We start from the raw sequence: 16,752 nt of genomic DNA on the forward strand, positions 1-16,752 counted from the left end.
CGATAGCATACTTGCCGCTTTGAGTTATGTTACCCGGGTTGCGAATTGTTTATAATCATGAAGTGTAAATTTTATGTAACAATCTCATCTGCAGAGAGGCGCTATCAAGGAAATTGTTATGGAGAAAGTCACTGTTCAGGAAAGAGATTAAATAAGATATCAGCAGGCATGCTTAAAGCATGCCTGTCAAAGGGGCAGGCTTTACCCCATAAGCATCCAGGTTGCCGGGAATGCGGCAACCAGTATCAGGAAGATGATAGCCTTTTCCTGCATATTCAGCGAGTTGTCATGATCGTGGCTGTAGCGGGTATAGAGGAAAACCAGCAGCCCTGGGGCATACAGCACTACCGAGAGCAGCAGGTGCATCAGACCGGAGGCGTATAGCAGCCACAGCCCATAGAGACTGGCGCACAGACCGACGATGCGGTGTAGCGGGCGATGGCCAATCTTCAGCAGGAAGGCGCCTACCAGCAGATAGGGCACCAGGATCATCTCTGAGGCGATGGTCAGCAGGGTGTTGTAGTCGGCATTGGTCAGCCAGATCAGCACCAGACAGAGCTGTACGCTGATATTGGTTAGCCACAGCGAAGCCGAGGGCGCGCCGTTGGCGTTCTGGCGGGCGAACATTTTGGGGAAGGCTTTATGAGTGGCGGCAAGCCACGGCACTTCCGCCGCCATAATGGTCCAGCTCAGATAGGCGCCGCATACCGAAATAATCAGCCCGGCGGCGATAATCACTTCGCCCCAGGGACCAATCATATTCACCATCAAACCGGCCATCGACGGGTTGCGCATCGAAGCTAACTGTTCGCGGGGCACCACGCCCAGCGACAGCAGCGTCACCAGCAGATAAACCACCAGCGCAGAGCAGACCGCCAGCAGGGTGGCGCGTCCCACATCCTTTTTATGGCGCGCCCGGACGGAAACGACTACCGCGCCTTCCACGCCGATAAACACCCACAGGGTGATCAGCATGGTATTTTTCACCTGCTCCCAGACCGGCACTCCCAGCGACAGGCCACTGAAGTCCATGCTAAAGGTGGGAAGCTGGAAAACCATGGCCGCCAGTACCACGAACAGCCCAAGCGGTATCAATTTTGCCAGGGTAGCGAGCAGGTTAATGCTGGCGGCGGTCTGTACACCGCGCAGAATCAGCCAGTGTACCAACCACAACAGCAGCGAAGCGCCGACAATAGACTGCCAGGTGTTGCCATCGCCGAAAAAGCGCAGCTCCGGGGTATCGGTAAAAAAACTGAGGGCGGAAAAGACGATCACCAGATAGGAGACGTTGGCGATCACGGCGCACAGCCAGTATCCCCAGGCGGAACAGAAGCCCACCAGCTCGCCAAACCCTTCGCGGGCGTAAGTAAAGATACCGCCGTCCAGCTCCGGGCGCAGGCGCGTCAGCAGCAACATCGCCAGCGCCAGCATCAGAATACCTACGCCGGTAATGGCCCAGCCGATAAGCAGCGCTTCGGGAGCGGCAACGTGGGCCATATTCTGCGGCAGGCTAAACACCCCCGCGCCCAGCATTGAGCTCAGTACCAGGGCGGTAAGGGCGGCGAGGCCCAGTTTCTTTTCCATAGGTGTCCTGATGTATCAGGGCGGCGCCAAATCGCAGGGGCGCGCGGCCCAAAAGTCGCGAGTCATACAGGTCATGCCCGGTGAGCGGCGCACGCAAAGAATACGGCGTCAGGCTATCGGGTTAGCCTGCCTGAAGCGCGCGATTTTACGGAGTGCGTCAGCCCCTTGCAATCAGTTCCGCCAGGGGGCTGCGCGATCGATAAAAAAATGGGCAGCCTGTGGCTGCCCGGGATTTGTCAGAATAAGGATTTACTTAAACAGGTCGGCGCTGATGGTCATATTGCCGCCGCGTTCCTGCCACTGACGGGTGATGTGGTAGTACTTAGCGCCTTTCTGAGCCGCGCGCTTCGCTACCTGGTAGGAAACTTCGGTCATATTGCCGAAGTGGCCGGTGAACTTCACGCTATCGAAGGGCACCATCTGAGCCGCGGTGACTTTGTTCACTTCCTGAATCGCGGTGCCGTCCGGAAGTGTTATGGTGTAACGCCCACCTTTGGATGACTGCGTCTCGTAGAAGCGGCCCACGTTAGAGCTCGGCTGACTGGAAGAAGCAACGCCCGGGATCTCAACCTGCTTCGCTGCGGCGCCGCCGCTGGCGACGGCGGCACGACCGGCATCAGAATCCGCCGGAATCACGTCCGGACTCTGCACTTCACGCTTTTTCGCATCGGCTTTATAGATGAAAGCAGTGATGATCTGGTTGCCGCCGTTGTTAGCGTCGATCTGGCGAACGATATAGAACGATGCCGCGCCTTTCTCCTTCGCCTGTTTGGCGATGGCGTAGTTCACGTCCGGCTGCGAGCGGTAGAAGCCCTGAATGGTCACGGTATCGAAGGGCTCGAGGCGGTAGGCCTGATCTTTCGGTAGCTCCATCACGCCATTGATCACCCGGTTATGCGGTTTTTCTGCTGCGGGGGCGTCTTTATGGTAGATGTCGGCCACCACGCGCCAGTTGCCGCTGTTGCCAATATCGCTGGTATCCTGAATATAAAAGGCATCGGCGCCTTTGGCGTCGGCGCGGCTGGACACGGCTTTAGCGGCATCGCTCAGGGCGGTGAAACGGCCAGTAAGGGTAATGCGTTCAAAGGGCTTCAGGGAGGCGGCCTGCTCAGGCGTCAGTTCGGTCGCCGCATGGGCGGAGATCGCGGTCAGAGATAAAAGGGCTGACGCCAGCAGGGTCTTCTTAAGCTTCATAATTAATCCTTCGCCTTGCGCAAAAAAATGAGAACTGAGTGGCTTGCTCTATAATTTCCAGTCAGCCGCTGATTATGGCACTGAATCTGTACCATTGTCTGCGTCAATTTTCGAGGTTTTTTATCGTGAATCGGGGCGTACTGTGCCCTCTGGCGCGATGAGGGGGAAATTGATGCATTAACCGGGAAAAGTGATAAGGAATATCGATTTTAAAGTTAATTTATTGTTAAAATTATTATTTATTAAGTGCTTATATTCTTTTCATTGACAATGACAACGCCGAAAATAAGCCCCCAGAGCGCCAGCTAAAGTAAAAATAGCTATCAGGGCGGGACGGCTGGTGAATTTTGCTAATAATATAAAAAAGTCTCGAATCCTGATATGGATCACAGGCTCTGTTTTCAGTAGGTTATAGAAAGGTTGTTACAGCGCCTTTTTTCATTTTGGGTCATTACGCGTCCGTATTCGGGAAACCTGGCGTCGGGCGCGTTATCGCCTGTGAGAAATACAGACGAACCATCATCAATAACCGGATGGAAGGGAATATTATGCGAATTGGGGTACCAAAAGAGCAGTTAGCTAATGAGACCCGCGTCGCCGCCACGCCGAAAACCGTTGAACAGCTGGTCAAGCTGGGTTTTAGCGTAGTGGTGGAATACAACGCGGGGATCAAGGCGAGTTTTGAGGATGAGGCTTACGTCCGCGCCGGGGCCAGTCTGGCGGCTGGCGCCGAGGTGTGGCAGTCGGACATAGTGTTGAAGGTGAACGCACCGCTGGACGATGAGATTGCCCAACTGCGCGATGGCGCGACGCTGGTGAGCTTTATCTGGCCGGCGCAGAATCCGGAACTCATGGATAAACTGGCGGCACGCAAGATTACGGTGATGGCGATGGATTCGGTGCCGCGTATTTCGCGCGCCCAGTCGCTGGATGCGCTGAGCTCCATGGCGAATATTGCGGGCTATCGCGCCATCGTTGAGGCAGCGCATGAATTCGGGCGCTTCTTCACCGGTCAGATCACCGCTGCGGGTAAGGTTCCTCCAGCCAAAGTAATGGTGATTGGCGCCGGTGTTGCCGGGCTGGCAGCCATCGGCGCTGCCGGTAGTCTGGGCGCCATCGTGCGCGCCTTCGATACTCGTCCGGAGGTTAAAGAGCAGGTGCAGAGTATGGGCGCCGAATTCCTCGAACTGGACTTTAAAGAGGAAGCGGGCAGCGGTGACGGCTATGCCAAACAGATGTCCGACGCCTTTATTCAGGCCGAAATGGCGCTGTTCGCCGCTCAGGCGAAAGAGGTAGACATTATCGTTACTACGGCGCTGATTCCCGGTAAACCAGCGCCGAAGCTGATTACCCGTGAGATGGTCGACAGCATGACGCCCGGTAGCGTGATTGTCGATCTGGCAGCGCAGAATGGCGGTAACTGTGAATATACCGTGCCCGGCGAGGTGTTCGTGACGCCCCACGGCGTGAAGGTAATTGGCTATACCGACCTGGCGGGGCGCCTGCCCACCCAGTCTTCCCAGCTATACGGTACCAACCTGGTAAACCTGCTGAAGCTGCTGTGCAAAGAGAAAGACGGCAATATTCAGGTAGACTTTGAGGATGTGGTGGTGCGCGGCGTTACCGTGGTGCGCGACGGCGAAGTCACCTGGCCTGCTCCGCCAATTCAGGTATCCGCCCAGCCTCAGGTTGCCGCGAAGGCGGCGCCTCAGCCGAAAGCTGAACCGGCTAAACCTGTTTCACCCTGGCGTAAATATGCGCTGATGGCGCTGGTGGTTGTCCTGTTCGGCTGGCTGGCGGATGTGGCGCCGAAAGAGTTCCTCGGCCACTTTACGGTCTTCGCGCTTTCGTGCGTGGTGGGCTACTACGTGGTGTGGAATGTCTCGCACGCGTTGCATACGCCGCTGATGTCGGTCACCAATGCCATTTCGGGCATTATCGTGGTCGGGGCGCTGCTGCAGATCGGCCACGGCGGCTGGGTCAGCATCTTTAGCTTTATCGCGGTACTGATCGCCAGTATCAATATTTTCGGTGGCTTCACCGTCACTCAGCGCATGCTGAAAATGTTCCGGAAGAACTAAGGGGGAGCCATGTCTGGTGGATTAGTGACTGCGGCCTATATTGTGGCCGCCATTCTGTTTATTTTCAGTCTCGCCGGTCTGTCGAAACATGAGACGTCGAAGCAGGGCAACCTGTTCGGTATCGCGGGTATGGCCATTGCGCTGATCGCTACCATCTTCGGGCCGGAGACCGGCAACGTAGCGTGGATTATCGTGGCGATGATCATCGGCGGTGCCATCGGCATCCACTTCGCGAAAAAGGTCGAGATGACCGAGATGCCCGAACTGGTGGCGATTCTGCACAGCTTTGTGGGGCTGGCTGCGGTACTGGTAGGCTTTAACAGCTATATCGATCACGCGCCGGGTCTGGAACCGGTGATGGAGAATATCCATCTGACGGAAGTGTTCCTGGGCGTCTTTATCGGCGCGGTGACCTTTACCGGCTCTATCGTGGCTTTCGGTAAGCTGCGCGGCAAGATCTCCTCGAAACCGCTGATGTTGCCTAATCGTCATAAGCTGAACCTGGCGGCGCTGGTGGTCTCTTTCCTGCTGCTGGTGCTGTTTGTGCGTACCGAAAGCACCGGGCTGCAGATGCTGGCGCTGCTGCTGATGACCCTGATCGCGCTGGCGTTCGGCTGGCATCTGGTGGCCTCCATCGGCGGCGCCGATATGCCGGTAGTGGTTTCGATGCTGAACTCCTACTCTGGTTGGGCGGCAGCGGCGGCGGGCTTTATGCTCAGCAATGACCTGCTGATCGTCACCGGCGCGCTGGTGGGCTCTTCGGGGGCTATTCTCTCTTACATTATGTGTAAGGCGATGAACCGCTCCTTTATCAGCGTGATTGCAGGCGGTTTCGGTAGCGACGGTAGCGTCAGCAGCGGTGAGGAAGAGGTCGGCGAGTATCGGGAAATCAGCGCCGAAGAGACGGCGGAGATGCTGAAGGGCTCCAGCTCGGTCATCATCACCCCCGGCTATGGTATGGCCGTGGCCCAGGCCCAGTATCCGGTGGCGGAAATTACCGAGAAGCTGCGGGCGCGCGGCGTGAAGGTTCGTTTCGGCATCCATCCGGTAGCGGGGCGTCTGCCCGGCCATATGAACGTACTGCTGGCGGAAGCGAAAGTGCCTTACGACGTGGTGCTGGAGATGGACGAGATCAACGACGACTTCGGTGAGACCGATACCGTGCTGGTGATTGGCGCCAACGATACGGTCAACCCGGCGGCTCAGGACGATCCCAACAGTCCTATTGCCGGTATGCCGGTGCTGGAAGTGTGGAAAGCCCAGAATGTGGTGGTCTTTAAGCGCTCCATGAATACCGGTTATGCCGGGGTGCAGAACCCGCTGTTCTTTAAAGAGAATACTCAGATGCTGTTTGGCGATGCCAAAGCGAGCGTAGAGGCGATTCTGCGGGCGCTGTAACCGGCGCTCAAAAGCAAAACGCCCGCGATAGATGTCGCGGGCGTTTTTTTACGGGCGGAAGTCAGTCGTCCTCTTCGTCGTCCAGCTCTACCGGCGTCTGGTAGTCATCGGGCTTGATCACCAGCAGGTCGCAACGCAGATGGTCGATCACCTGCTCGGCGGTATTTCCCAGGAAGGCGGCGGAGATACCGGTACGGCCCACGGTACCCAGCACCACGATACCCGCCTGCAGATGCTCGGCCAGGTCCGGAATCACCTCTTCCGGCAGACCTTTCTCGACGTGAGTCATGTCCTCGGCAATGGAATATTTCTGACGTAACGCCTTCATGGCCAGCAGATGCTGACCGCGAATGGCATCGTTATAGACGCTGGGATCAAAGTCAGGGAGTTCAATGGCGATATTGATGGGCGTAGCCGGATAGGCTCCCACCAGATGGACTTCGGTATGGTTAACCTGAGCGGCCAGCCGTAGCGTCTGTTCCACCAGCTTTTCATTCAGCGCATTGTGGTACAGCTCTTCGCTGGCCAGATTAACGGCTACCAGCGCTTTACCGCCTTCCGGCCAGGGTTTGTCTTTAACCATCCAGACCGGGCAAGGGCACTTGCGCAGCAGATGCCAGTCGGTAGGGGTGAAGATCACCGCTTCCAGCCGATCGTGCTGGTGAGCCATCTTCAGTACCAGATCGTGTTCAGCGGCGATGACTTCCTGAATAATGGCTTCGAAGGGGCGATTATGCCACACCACTTTAATATCGATGGGAATGCCCGCTTCTATATAGTAGCGCGCCTGGTTCTTGATCCATTCTGTGCGCTGACTGATAACACCTTTGCGCATGGCGGTGCGTTCATCGGGCGACAGAAGCGTAGTCATCTCATATGAAAAATCATAAATGGGCAGAAAGGCTTTGATCCTGCCGCCAATCCGTTGATGCAGGTACACTGCTCGTCGCAATGCTGGCTGATCGTCCTGGTCGGGGTCGATAACCACCAGCATGTTTTCATACTTCGCCATACAGGGTCTCCTTACAACTGTAAAACCGCAGTCTGTTTACAGATAAGATTAACCTGGCATTGCGTAATTAAACAGGAAAGAAACTTTCGCCGGATCAATAAATCAGGAAATTTATTGGCCCGGCGAAGAAGGATAAGGCGGGGTTATGCCACGTTGCGGGCCTGGCCCGCGAGCACCGAGAGGGCGTCGCTGTTTTCGATGGTAATGTATTTACCTTTCACCGCCAGCATGCCGCTCTTCTGGAAACGACCCAGCAGGCGACTGATGGTCTCGACCGTCAGTCCCAGATAGTTGCCGATATCGCCGCGAGTCATGGTCAGGCGGAACTCGCGTGGCGAGAAACCGCGCTGGGCAAAACGGCGCGACAGATTATAGATAAAGGCAGCCAGCCGCTCTTCGGCATTTTTCTTGGAAAGCAGCAGGATCATATCCTGATCGCCTTTGATCTCGCCGCTCATCAGACGCATCATCTGCTGACGCAGATTGGGCATCTTGCCGGAAAGATCGTCCAGGGTCTCAAACGGGATTTCACATACCATTGAGGTTTCCAGCGCCTGAGCAAAGCTCGGATGGTGGCCGGTACCGATGGCATCGAAACCCACCAGATCGCCTGCCAGATGGAAGCCGGTAATCTGCTCGTCGCCCTGTTCGGTAATGGTATAGCTCTTGATAGTGCCAGACCGAATGGCATACAGCGATTTCAGCTCATCCCCGGCTTTAAACAGCGTTTGTCCTTTCTGAATGGGCTTTTTTCGCTCAATAATATTATCAAGCTGATCGAGCTCATGTTCGTTAAGGGTGAACGGGATGCATAATTGGCTGATGCTGCAATCCTGGCAATGGATAGCACAACCGCCAGACTGGATGCGTCGGATAATGCGCTTTTCTGGGATCATAAGTCTGCTCAGGCCTTAATTGATATGCGTCAATTTTAACATCATTTTCTCCCCATGATAAGTCTGGTTACGCCGCTAACGACAAATGTACTGAATCGTTTCTGAGAGCAAAATTCATCTTGCTGAATTTGTACGATAAATTGCGGCGTTATTGTTACAGCAGTAACCAGCCCTCGTGGCGCAGCAGCCACTCTTTACGCTGTACGCCGCCCGCGTAGCCGGTAAGCGTGCCGTCGCGACCGATAACCCGGTGGCAGGGGACCACAATACTGATCGGGTTGGCGCCATTAGCTGCGCCGACGGCCCTGGCAGCACCAGGGCGGCCCAGCATCTGAGCCAGTTGCCCGTAGTTGATCGTCTGTCCGCAGGGAATAGTGCGCAGCGCCTGCCAGACTTCGCGCTGGAAGGGGGTTCCGGCGGTGGCGCCAGGCAGGGCGTCAATCACGCCGAGATCGCCGTCGAAGTAGTCGTTCAGCCGGGCGCAGAGGGAGCCAGGATTCCGGCTGTTGACCCGTTGATAGCCTTCCCGGCGATAATGGATATCGAGCAGTTGCTCCATGCGATCTTCATGCTCTTCCCACTCCACGGCACGTAGCCGAAATGCCTCGTCACACAGCACCCACAGCGGCCCCAGCGGGGTGGCGATCTTATCCTGCAACAGCGTCAGCATGGCAAATTCCTGTTTTTGATTCTGACTCACGAGTAGCGACAAGATACCATGTCAACGCCAGGGACAACCAGCCTGCAAAAAAGTCCCTGGCGTGACGCATTGCGGATAAAATCAGGCGCTTGCTGTATCCAGCGCAGCCACCTCTTCAGCGGTAAGCGTCAGGGAAACCGCCCGGGCAAAGCTTTCTATCTGGCTGACGCTGGTAGCGCTGGCGATAGGCGCGGTCACGCCTTCACGCTGAATCAGCCAGGCCAGCGCCACTTCCGCCTGATGCACGCCGTGACCTCTGGCGACGGCATCCAGCGCGTCAAGAATGGCGTAACCGCGCGGATTCAGGTAGTCCGCGACTTTATCGCTGCGCTGTGATTTTGCCAGATCGGCTTCGCCGCGATACTTACCGCTCAGGAAACCCGATGCCAGACTGTAGTAGGTCACCACGCCCAGCTCTTCCTTTATACAGAGATCGCGCAGGGCGCCATCGTATGAGCCGCGATCGTAGAGGTTATATTCCGGCTGCAGAACCTGATAAGCCGGCAGCCCTTCGCTCTGCGCTACCGCCAGAGAGTCGGCGAGCTGTTTGGCATCCAGATTCGAGGCGCCCACGGCTTTAATCTTTCCAGCCTTCAACAGCTTCTGATAAGCGCCCAGCGTCTCTTCATAGGGTGTCTGCGGATCCGGCCAGTGTGAGAAATAGAGATCGATGGCCTCCACATTCAGCCGCTTAAGGGAGTCTTCCACCGCCTGGGTTACCCAGCGTTCGGAAAGCCCTTTCTGACCGGGTTTTTCAAGATCGGCGCCGACCTTGGTAAAGATGGCCAGCTTATCGCGCATTCCCGGACGGGCCTTCAGCCAGTTGCCGATAATGGTTTCCGAAACGCCACCGGGGTTTCCCGGCGCCCAGAGCGAATAGACATCGGCGGTATCGATCGCGTTAAAACCGTGATCAACAAAGGCATCCAGCACTTCGAAACTGGTCTTTTCGTCAATGGTCCAGCCAAAGACGTTGCCGCCGAAGACCAGTGGGACGATGTCGATACCGGTCTTGCCGAGTTTCCGCTGTTCCATATTTCCTCCTGTGTGCTTTTTAGTGATGCCGTTTACTGTTGACGAAGATGCCCGATTTGTCAGCCGCCAAACGCCTTCAGGGCATCAATCGTTAAAAAAATAATGAGTTAGCCAGCAGCGACCAGCCGCGGCACCACGCCGGGGCCAATCGGCAGACCAGACAGATACCAGACCACCAGCAGCAACAGCCAGACCGTCAGGAAGATTAGCGGATAGGGCAGAACCAGCGAATAGTAGGTGCCCAGTTTGGCGTCTGGTCGGTAGCGTTGCAGGAAGCCCAGAAACAGCGGCACGAACGGAGAAACCGGCGCCAGTGGCAGCACCGAAGAGTCGGCGATACGGAACAGAATCTGGGCAAAGGCCGGATGAAAGCCCATCAGCATAAACATCGGCACGAAAATAGGCGCCAGAATCGACCAGATCGCCGAACCGCTGGCGATAAACATACACAGCAGTGACGACAGCAGCGCCAGTCCCACAAAAGCCGGAACGCCGCTTAGTCCGGAGCTTTCCAGCAGATCGGTTAGTCCCACCGCCATAAATTTGCCCATATTGCTCCAACTGAACATGGCGACAAACTGCGCCAGCGGAAAGACCATCACGATAAAGCCCGCCATCTCTTTCATCGGCTCAATCATCAGCGCAGGCAGATCGCCCTGGCGGCGGATGGTGCCGGTCGCGATGCCATAAGCGATGGAAACCACAAAGAAAAACAGGATGATCAGCGGCACAATACCGCGAATAAAGGGCGAGGGCAGAATGGTGCCCTGTACTGGATCGCGCAGCAGGCCGTGTTCCGGCACCACCATCAGTGCCACACCGGCGATAAACAGCAGCGCCGCGATACCGGCAGCAAGCAGGCCGCGATTCTGCGCCGCCGTTAGCTGTTCCAGTCGTTCATCGCTGTTGCCCTGCCAGACCCCCAGCCGCGGTTCGATAATGCGGTCGGTAATCAGGCCACCGACCAGGGTCAGCACGATGACCGAGGTTGCCATAAAGTACCAGTTATCAATCACGCTGACGTGCATTTGCGGATCGATAGCGTGGGCCGCTTCGGTACTGATCCCGGAAAGCAGCACGTCGGTGGTGACGATCAGCAGATTGGCGGTAAAGCCGCTGCCCACACCGGCGATGGCCGCCAGCAGCCCGGCCACCGGGTGGCGACCTACCGCCAGGAAGATCAGCGCCCCCATCGGCGGCATAATCACCAGCGCGGCATCCGAAGAGATATGGCTGAAGAAGGCGATAAACAGCACCATATAGCTGGCGTAACGGGCGCTGACTCTGGAGGCCATCTTCACCATCAGCGCTGGTAGCAGCCCGACACGCTCTGCCAGACCCGCGCCCAATACCAGCGCCAGAATAGCGCCCAGCGGCGTAAAACCGCTGAAATTCTTGATGACATTGGGTAAAAACCAGTGCAGTCCTTCGGCGCTCAGCAGGTTCCTGACCTGAACGATGCTGCCATCGGTCGGGCTGCGCACTCCGGCGTCAAAGGCCGAAAGCAGCGCCGTCGCCACCATCAGAATGACGATTAGCCAGATAAAGAGCAGAAAAGGGTGCGGCACCCGGTTGCCCACCTTTTCAATCCAGCCATAAAAGCGGGAGGGGGAATGCGACGGTATGGATGACATACTCATGGGGCGTTCCTCGATTGTTATTGATGTTGTTGTGTTATTTATTGTTTTATGCGCCGGACAAAGGTGACGGTGTCACATCATCCGGCAGTGGACATTGCCACGGACGCTGCGCCAGCTGTTGAGCCAGTTCATGGCGGCAGCGTTTCACCAGGTCAGCGTCGTTCAACAGCCGGATAGCAGTAGCCCCCAGCACCTTCGCGGCCAGTAACATGCCCTTATGCGCAATGCTGGTGCGCCCCTGGCTGACCAGTTGCCAGGAATGTAGCGCCGTACCCACTGCGAAACAGGGGCTGAAACACTGGGCCACCGGCACTTTCCAGCTCACGTCGCCCACATCGGTGGAGCCTGCCAGCAAACCGCGATTCGGCTCCCAGGGGGCTACCTCGTCCACCAGCAGGGTATTGCGCTGGCGACGGGCAAACTCCTCACCTCGCTGGTTAGCCGTACCGGCGATATTGTTCAGGCTGTTGGTAATATCGTTTTCATTCAGCGTGGCGCGAATGCGGGCGGCGAAAGCACGCTCTTCATCGCTCCAGTCGGGCGTTCCGAAGGCCTGCATGGCTTCGTACATCGCCGCCTCCAGTTGGCGATTGGGCAGATAGTCGGAACAGGCTTTAATAAAGCGTGATTCCACCCGGGTTTCGGTCATCAGCGCCGCGCCCTGGGCAATTTTTTCAATACGCTGGTGGATCTCCCGGGCCTGCGCCATTTCCGGTGCGCGGATCAGGTAGACCACTTCGGCGTGGGACTGCACCACATTGGGGGAAATACCGCCGGTATCGGTAATGGCGTAGTGCACCCGGGCCTTCTCGATAATATGTTCGTTCAGGAAGTTGCTGCCAGTGGTCATCAGGGTGACGGCATCCAGCGCGCTGCGCCCCAGATGGGGCGAGTTGGCGGCATGGGCCGCTATGCCGTGAAAGCGGTAAGCCACCTGAATGTTCGCCAGGGTGGCAAGGCTGAACATGCCCGCCCAGGCTTCCGGGTGCCAGGTCACGGCGGCATCGACGTCGTCGAACAGCCCTTCGCGCACCATAAAGGTTTTTCCGGAGCCGCCTTCTTCGCCGGGGCAGCCGTAGAAGCGAACCGTTCCCTGGCCGCCCTGACTCTCCAGCCAGGCTTTTACCGCCACGGCGCCAGCCAGTGCGGCGCTGCCCAGCAGATTATGGCCGCAGCCGTGGCCGTTGGCGCCGGGAGTTAGCGGCTCTGGCGTTGCGCAACTGGCCTGCTGGCTCATGCCAGCCAGGGCGTCATATTCGCCCAACAGGGCGATAACCGGGCTGCCGCTGCCGAAACTGGCGATAAAAGCGGTTTCGATGCCGCCGACGCCGCGCTCCACGTGAAAGCCTTCCGCTTCCAGTTCATCGGCCAGTCGCTGCGCTGACCAGAACTCTTCAAAACGGGTTTCCGGATGATCCCAAATCTCATCCGCAAGGGCGGAAAACTGCGCGCGCCGGGTTTCGATGGCGTCATTAACGAACGGATACAGATTTTCCATTACGCCTCTCCGTATTGCGGGAAATTGAGCACCAGGCTCGCCAGGGTGTTGACCGCCGTGGACATGACGCTTTCGTCAAAGTCGAAGTATTCGTTATGGTGGCCCGCGCTGAGGGTGGTGCCGAACACCATATAGGTAGCCTGACCGCCTCTGGCCTGAACCCGGGCCATCATCAGAGTGGCGTCTTCCGAACCGGCACTGCCTTCGCTGCGCTCTACGGCGCGTTCGACCCCGGGAATAAGGGCGGCCTGGCGGCGAACAAAATCGACCCACTCCGGGGAGGGATGGCTGCTGGTGGCGGCGCCCATCAGGCGGATCTCCTGCTGTACGCCGTGGCTGATAGCTGCCCCTTCGATAACCTGGCGGGCGCGGGCGAACACGTATTCGTTAATCTCATCGGTGGCGCCGCGGGTTTCTACTTTCAGCAGGGCATCGGCAGGCACCACGTTACGTCCGCTGCCCGCCTGCATCACGCCGACATTGACCCGTGACGGCCCCTGACTGTGGGGAGCGATAGCGTGCAGCGCCAGTGCGGCCTGGGCGGCGGCCAGCAGGGCATTGCGTCCCTGTTCGGGATTGCCGCCTGCATGGGCAGCTGTACCGCGGAACAGGGCATCGAACTTGGTAGTGGCCATAAAGTTATCGCTGCCGCACACCACTTCGCCTGACGGCACGCCGGTGCCGATATGGATGGCGGTAAAGTAGTTCACATCATCCAGCGCGCCGGCTTCCACCATGGCGCGGGCGCCGCGGGTTCCCTCTTCAGCGGGCTGGAACAGCAGCTTGATGGTGCCGCATAGCTGCGGCTTTAGGGCGCTGAACAGATGCGCCAGCCCCAGACCGATGGCGGTATGGCCGTCGTGGCCGCAGGCGTGCATCATGCCGGGATTACAGGAGGCAAACCCCTCCGCCGCCGGGCGATGCGGTGCGTTCTGCTGCTCGCTGAGATCCAGGGCGTCCATATCCACCCGAAAGCCGAACACCGGTCCGGGTTTGCCGGTCTCCAGGGTGGCGACCAGACCGGTAAAACCGCCGGAAAAGGCCGGGAGCCATTGGGGATCGGCGCCCTGAGCCAGGGCGCGCTGCTCTTCGGCCGCCAGGGTGTCGGCATCCGGCAGACCCATACGGGCGTCGGCGCTGATAACATCGCGCCCCAGCGCGAGCTGCCAGCCCAGGGAATACAGCTCGCGGGCCACCAGGGTCGCGGTACGAAACTCGACCCAGCCCGATTCGGCATAGTGGTGAAAGTCGCGACGCCACTGGCGCAGTTTGGGGGCCAGGGCTTCTATCTGTTGTGCAAGCGAATCCATCTCCGTTCCTTATATAAGCGTTTTCTGTGATTCAGTTCACGTTGTGATAGTTTTTGCTTATCGCAGGCCTCTGAATCTACGTTTTTGCCTTTCAGGAATTACCCTGGCATATCGCTTTGCTTTACAGTAGATGACAGTTTGTTTCATCTGATAAACAACGGTTATCGGAGCCTGGAATGTCCTTTCAGATTAAGTTTCATCAGATTCGCGCTTTTGTAGAGGTAGCGCGCCATGGCAGTATCCGCGGCGCCAGCCGCACTCTGGGTGTGTCCCAGCCAGCGCTGACCAAATCGATCCGCGAGCTGGAGACGGGGATGGGGGCGCAGCTCTTTGTCCGTCGCAGCCAGGGGGTGGCGCTGACGGTATGCGGTGACAGCTTCTTTCAACACGCCTGTCTGATTCTGGAAGAGCTGCGCGCCGCCAGAGAGTCCATCGCCCAGACCCTGGGGGAGTTTCGCGGCCAGGTCAATATTGGGCTGGGGGCCAGTATTTCACGCAGCCTGATGCCGACGGCCATCGCTAATTTTCAGCGCCAGCACCCGGAGGTCAAGGTCAGAATTGTCGAAGGGCAACTGGTATCGATGATCGACGAACTGCGTCAGGGCAAACTCGATTTCACCATCAACACCTGGTATCGCGGTCCCTGGGAGCGTGAATTCAGCTTTGAGAAGCTACTGGAAAAGCGCTTCGCTATCTTTGCCCGGCTGGATCATCCGGCTATCGACGCCCGCCATTTGTCACAGCTCGGCGCCTGCCGCTGGGCAATGCCGTCGCCTCAGGGCAGTTATTTCCGCCAGATGGAAGAGTTCTTTCAGCGCCACGACATTCAGCCGGATATCGGCGTGGTCTGTGAAACCTTCACCTCCAGCATTAACCTGGCAGCCCGCAGCGACTATCTGACCGTGCTGCCGGAAGATATGGGGCAGGATATTCAGCACAGGGGCCTGCTAAAACGGGTGAAAATTCAGGAGCTGCTGCCCATGGCGGGTTATTACCTGATTCAGCGCCGCGATACACCCCCCACGCCGCTTACCGCTTTACTTATCAGCCACTTTCGTCGCTTGTGCGCTTTTCAGGAGCCGACGATTCCGTTTTCGGAGCCCGGGGAGTGCGTGACTCATTAAAGGGGTAATAAAAAAGAAATCCTGATATCATTCAGCCCGGTTTTAACCTGAGGTCAGATCATGGCTATCAGCAAGCAGCTCATGTATTTCTTTGTCAGAGAGTGAACTGGAAAGAATCACGGTGACCCAGTGCTCTTTATTCATATGGTAGGCAGGCAGGATACCGTCTTTTTTTCGCAATGAACCTATATGTTCCGGCCTGACCTTAACATCAAGGATATCCACTCTATCATTCGTTTTCAGCCCCAGCTTTGTACCGGGGACGCTCATCACAATAGCAAACCATTTATCTCCGTTATGATGGCGAAGTACTGCGTAATCCGGCAGGTTACTCCATAGGTACTCTGGCTCTGAGCTAAAATGCTGCCGGGCATAGCTGAATAATGACTCTCTTTTCATCATCACTCCCGTATCGTCTGGTGATAAAGATTCTGGCTTTGTAATATGGCGTTCGGAGTTATGGTAATAACCCGCAACCCCATAAGGACAGGGCGAAACCCTTCCTGTGTTATAGCACGTTTCTTGCGTTCTTCCGGCTCGCCCGGCGGGTATCCTCACTATTTACAGCCATGTTCGGGGGATCGAGCATCACCGACTATAACTGCGCAATTATCAATCAAAAGCTTTCCTGAAAAACATTTTTAACTTATTGATTTTTAAAGAGAGTGGCTGCATCATAGTAGCGGGAAGATCCTGACAGGCTATCAGTATAATGCGATGAATTAAGTCATTATCTTTAGCATTATCGGCCCTTTTGCGGCAGGATCCCTGTGATATTCTTACCCGTATCTGATAATAAAGAGCAAAAACGGCGCGTGCGTAAGACACGGGTCGGAGAATCATATTGAGCGTTTTGCCTGTGACTCAGGCAGTGGAGTTTCCGAATGATTAAGCACACTCAGAATGAACACTACCAGCCGCGCGGCTGGTCCGATATCGACAGCCGTTACCGGTTCGCTATTGCTGCATTTGTCCTGTCGCTGGTTGGCGGCCTGGGCTGGTCGGCATTTTATCACCACAATCTGTTCGTCCAGGCCGATACCGCCAGAATTGCGGCGATCGGCCAGGCCGAGATGCAGCAGAAGACCATCAGCGATCTGATGGGGCGTGAAAAAACGCTGACCGAGCTGGAATCACGTCAGGCCCGGGAGTTGGCCGATGCCCGCGCCACCATTCGCCGCCTGGAACAGCAATCTTCCGCCCGCCCCACGCTGTAATTTCCTCACGCGCCGCCCCCGTTGAGCCAACGGAGGTGGGGCGCTATAGTCATACATCTTCTG

14 protein-coding genes are annotated in these 16,752 nt (G+C 57.0%); 4 read left to right on the forward strand and 10 right to left on the reverse strand.

All coding sequences use genetic code 11. The features are described from left to right. Positions 1-201: 201 nt before the first annotated feature. Both FEM41_RS16685 and ydgH read right to left on the reverse strand, forming a co-directional pair. A complete protein-coding gene (locus tag FEM41_RS16685; RefSeq protein WP_138097323.1) occupies positions 202-1,584 on the reverse strand; it encodes an amino acid permease in 1,383 nt (460 codons plus the stop codon). Positions 1,585-1,833: 249 nt separating this feature from the next. Beyond that, the gene (gene ydgH, locus FEM41_RS16690) at positions 1,834-2,778 is read right to left on the reverse strand and encodes a DUF1471 family protein YdgH (RefSeq protein WP_138097324.1); all 945 of its coding nucleotides are present in this window, start codon (positions 2,776-2,778) and stop codon (positions 1,834-1,836) included. 548 nt (positions 2,779-3,326) lie between these two features. Between ydgH and pntA the strand changes: the two genes are divergently transcribed. Then, entirely contained in the window at positions 3,327-4,859 is a 1,533-nt protein-coding gene (gene pntA, locus FEM41_RS16695; protein WP_168198816.1) for a Re/Si-specific NAD(P)(+) transhydrogenase subunit alpha, read from the forward strand. 9 nt (positions 4,860-4,868) lie between these two features. Further along, a complete protein-coding gene (gene pntB / locus FEM41_RS16700) occupies positions 4,869-6,257 on the forward strand; it encodes a Re/Si-specific NAD(P)(+) transhydrogenase subunit beta (RefSeq protein ID WP_138097326.1) in 1,389 nt (462 codons plus the stop codon). Positions 6,258-6,318: 61 nt separating this feature from the next. On the opposite strand, the gene uspE is transcribed toward pntB, so the two are convergent. The 7 genes from uspE to FEM41_RS16735 all read right to left on the reverse strand — a co-directional run bounded on the left by uspE (position 6,319) and on the right by FEM41_RS16735 (position 14,348). After that, the gene (gene uspE, locus FEM41_RS16705) at positions 6,319-7,269 is read right to left on the reverse strand and encodes a universal stress protein UspE (RefSeq protein ID WP_138097327.1); all 951 of its coding nucleotides are present in this window, start codon (positions 7,267-7,269) and stop codon (positions 6,319-6,321) included. Between the two features lie 143 nt (positions 7,270-7,412). Beyond that, the gene (fnr, locus tag FEM41_RS16710; RefSeq protein WP_138097328.1) at positions 7,413-8,165 is read right to left on the reverse strand and encodes a fumarate/nitrate reduction transcriptional regulator Fnr; all 753 of its coding nucleotides are present in this window, start codon (positions 8,163-8,165) and stop codon (positions 7,413-7,415) included. Positions 8,166-8,319: 154 nt separating this feature from the next. Continuing rightward, positions 8,320-8,835, reverse strand: coding sequence for a methylated-DNA--[protein]-cysteine S-methyltransferase (gene ogt, locus FEM41_RS16715; RefSeq protein WP_138097329.1), 516 nt, complete (start codon positions 8,833-8,835; stop codon positions 8,320-8,322). Between the two features lie 111 nt (positions 8,836-8,946). Further along, positions 8,947-9,900 (reverse strand): aldo/keto reductase, encoded by a 954-nt coding sequence (locus FEM41_RS16720; protein WP_138097330.1) that lies wholly within the window; start codon positions 9,898-9,900, stop codon positions 8,947-8,949. A gap of 107 nt (positions 9,901-10,007) precedes the next feature. Further along, positions 10,008-11,540 (reverse strand): p-aminobenzoyl-glutamate transporter, encoded by a 1,533-nt coding sequence (abgT, locus tag FEM41_RS16725; RefSeq protein ID WP_138097331.1) that lies wholly within the window; start codon positions 11,538-11,540, stop codon positions 10,008-10,010. A 46-nt stretch (positions 11,541-11,586) separates the two neighbouring features. Next, positions 11,587-13,038: a M20 family metallopeptidase gene (locus tag FEM41_RS16730; RefSeq protein WP_138097332.1), complete on the reverse strand. Its 1,452-nt coding sequence runs from the start codon at positions 13,036-13,038 to the stop codon at positions 11,587-11,589. Further along, positions 13,038-14,348, reverse strand: a complete 1,311-nt coding sequence (locus FEM41_RS16735; RefSeq protein ID WP_138097333.1) for a M20 family metallo-hydrolase — start codon at positions 14,346-14,348, stop codon at positions 13,038-13,040. Before FEM41_RS16735 ends, FEM41_RS16730 begins: the two co-directional genes overlap by 1 nt. 176 nt (positions 14,349-14,524) lie before the next feature. On the opposite strand from FEM41_RS16735, the gene FEM41_RS16740 reads away from it, so the two are divergent. After that, positions 14,525-15,472: a LysR family transcriptional regulator gene (locus tag FEM41_RS16740; protein ID WP_138097334.1), complete on the forward strand. Its 948-nt coding sequence runs from the start codon at positions 14,525-14,527 to the stop codon at positions 15,470-15,472. 42 nt (positions 15,473-15,514) lie between these two features. On the opposite strand, the gene FEM41_RS16745 is transcribed toward FEM41_RS16740, so the two are convergent. Continuing rightward, positions 15,515-15,871: an MmcQ/YjbR family DNA-binding protein gene (locus FEM41_RS16745; RefSeq protein ID WP_138099233.1), complete on the reverse strand. Its 357-nt coding sequence runs from the start codon at positions 15,869-15,871 to the stop codon at positions 15,515-15,517. A gap of 485 nt (positions 15,872-16,356) precedes the next feature. Here FEM41_RS16745 and FEM41_RS16750 point away from each other — a divergent pair, with 485 nt between their 5' ends. After that, positions 16,357-16,689 (forward strand): hypothetical protein, encoded by a 333-nt coding sequence (locus tag FEM41_RS16750; RefSeq protein ID WP_138097335.1) that lies wholly within the window; start codon positions 16,357-16,359, stop codon positions 16,687-16,689. The last annotated feature ends 63 nt before the right edge of the window (positions 16,690-16,752 follow it).

The sequence above is a fragment of the Jejubacter calystegiae genome (genome assembly GCF_005671395.1).
GTDB lineage: Bacteria > Pseudomonadota > Gammaproteobacteria > Enterobacterales > Enterobacteriaceae > Jejubacter > Jejubacter calystegiae.

Excerpts from the sequence above, each read along its gene's own strand:
- FEM41_RS16685 (WP_138097323.1), bottom strand. The coding sequence starts at position 1,584 with ATGGAAAAGAAACTGGGCCTCGCCGCCCTTACCGCCCTGGTACTGAGC.
- ydgH (WP_138097324.1), bottom strand. The coding sequence starts at position 2,778 with ATGAAGCTTAAGAAGACCCTGCTGGCGTCAGCCCTTTTATCTCTGACC.
- pntA (WP_168198816.1), top strand. The coding sequence starts at position 3,327 with ATGCGAATTGGGGTACCAAAAGAGCAGTTAGCTAATGAGACCCGCGTC.
- pntB (WP_138097326.1), top strand. The coding sequence starts at position 4,869 with ATGTCTGGTGGATTAGTGACTGCGGCCTATATTGTGGCCGCCATTCTG.
- uspE (WP_138097327.1), bottom strand. The coding sequence starts at position 7,269 with ATGGCGAAGTATGAAAACATGCTGGTGGTTATCGACCCCGACCAGGAC.
- fnr (WP_138097328.1), bottom strand. The coding sequence starts at position 8,165 with ATGATCCCAGAAAAGCGCATTATCCGACGCATCCAGTCTGGCGGTTGT.
- ogt (WP_138097329.1), bottom strand. The coding sequence starts at position 8,835 with ATGCTGACGCTGTTGCAGGATAAGATCGCCACCCCGCTGGGGCCGCTG.
- FEM41_RS16720 (WP_138097330.1), bottom strand. The coding sequence starts at position 9,900 with ATGGAACAGCGGAAACTCGGCAAGACCGGTATCGACATCGTCCCACTG.
- abgT (WP_138097331.1), bottom strand. The coding sequence starts at position 11,540 with ATGAGTATGTCATCCATACCGTCGCATTCCCCCTCCCGCTTTTATGGC.
- FEM41_RS16730 (WP_138097332.1), bottom strand. The coding sequence starts at position 13,038 with ATGGAAAATCTGTATCCGTTCGTTAATGACGCCATCGAAACCCGGCGC.
- FEM41_RS16735 (WP_138097333.1), bottom strand. The coding sequence starts at position 14,348 with ATGGATTCGCTTGCACAACAGATAGAAGCCCTGGCCCCCAAACTGCGC.
- FEM41_RS16740 (WP_138097334.1), top strand. The coding sequence starts at position 14,525 with ATGTCCTTTCAGATTAAGTTTCATCAGATTCGCGCTTTTGTAGAGGTA.
- FEM41_RS16745 (WP_138099233.1), bottom strand. The coding sequence starts at position 15,871 with ATGAAAAGAGAGTCATTATTCAGCTATGCCCGGCAGCATTTTAGCTCA.
- FEM41_RS16750 (WP_138097335.1), top strand. The coding sequence starts at position 16,357 with ATGATTAAGCACACTCAGAATGAACACTACCAGCCGCGCGGCTGGTCC.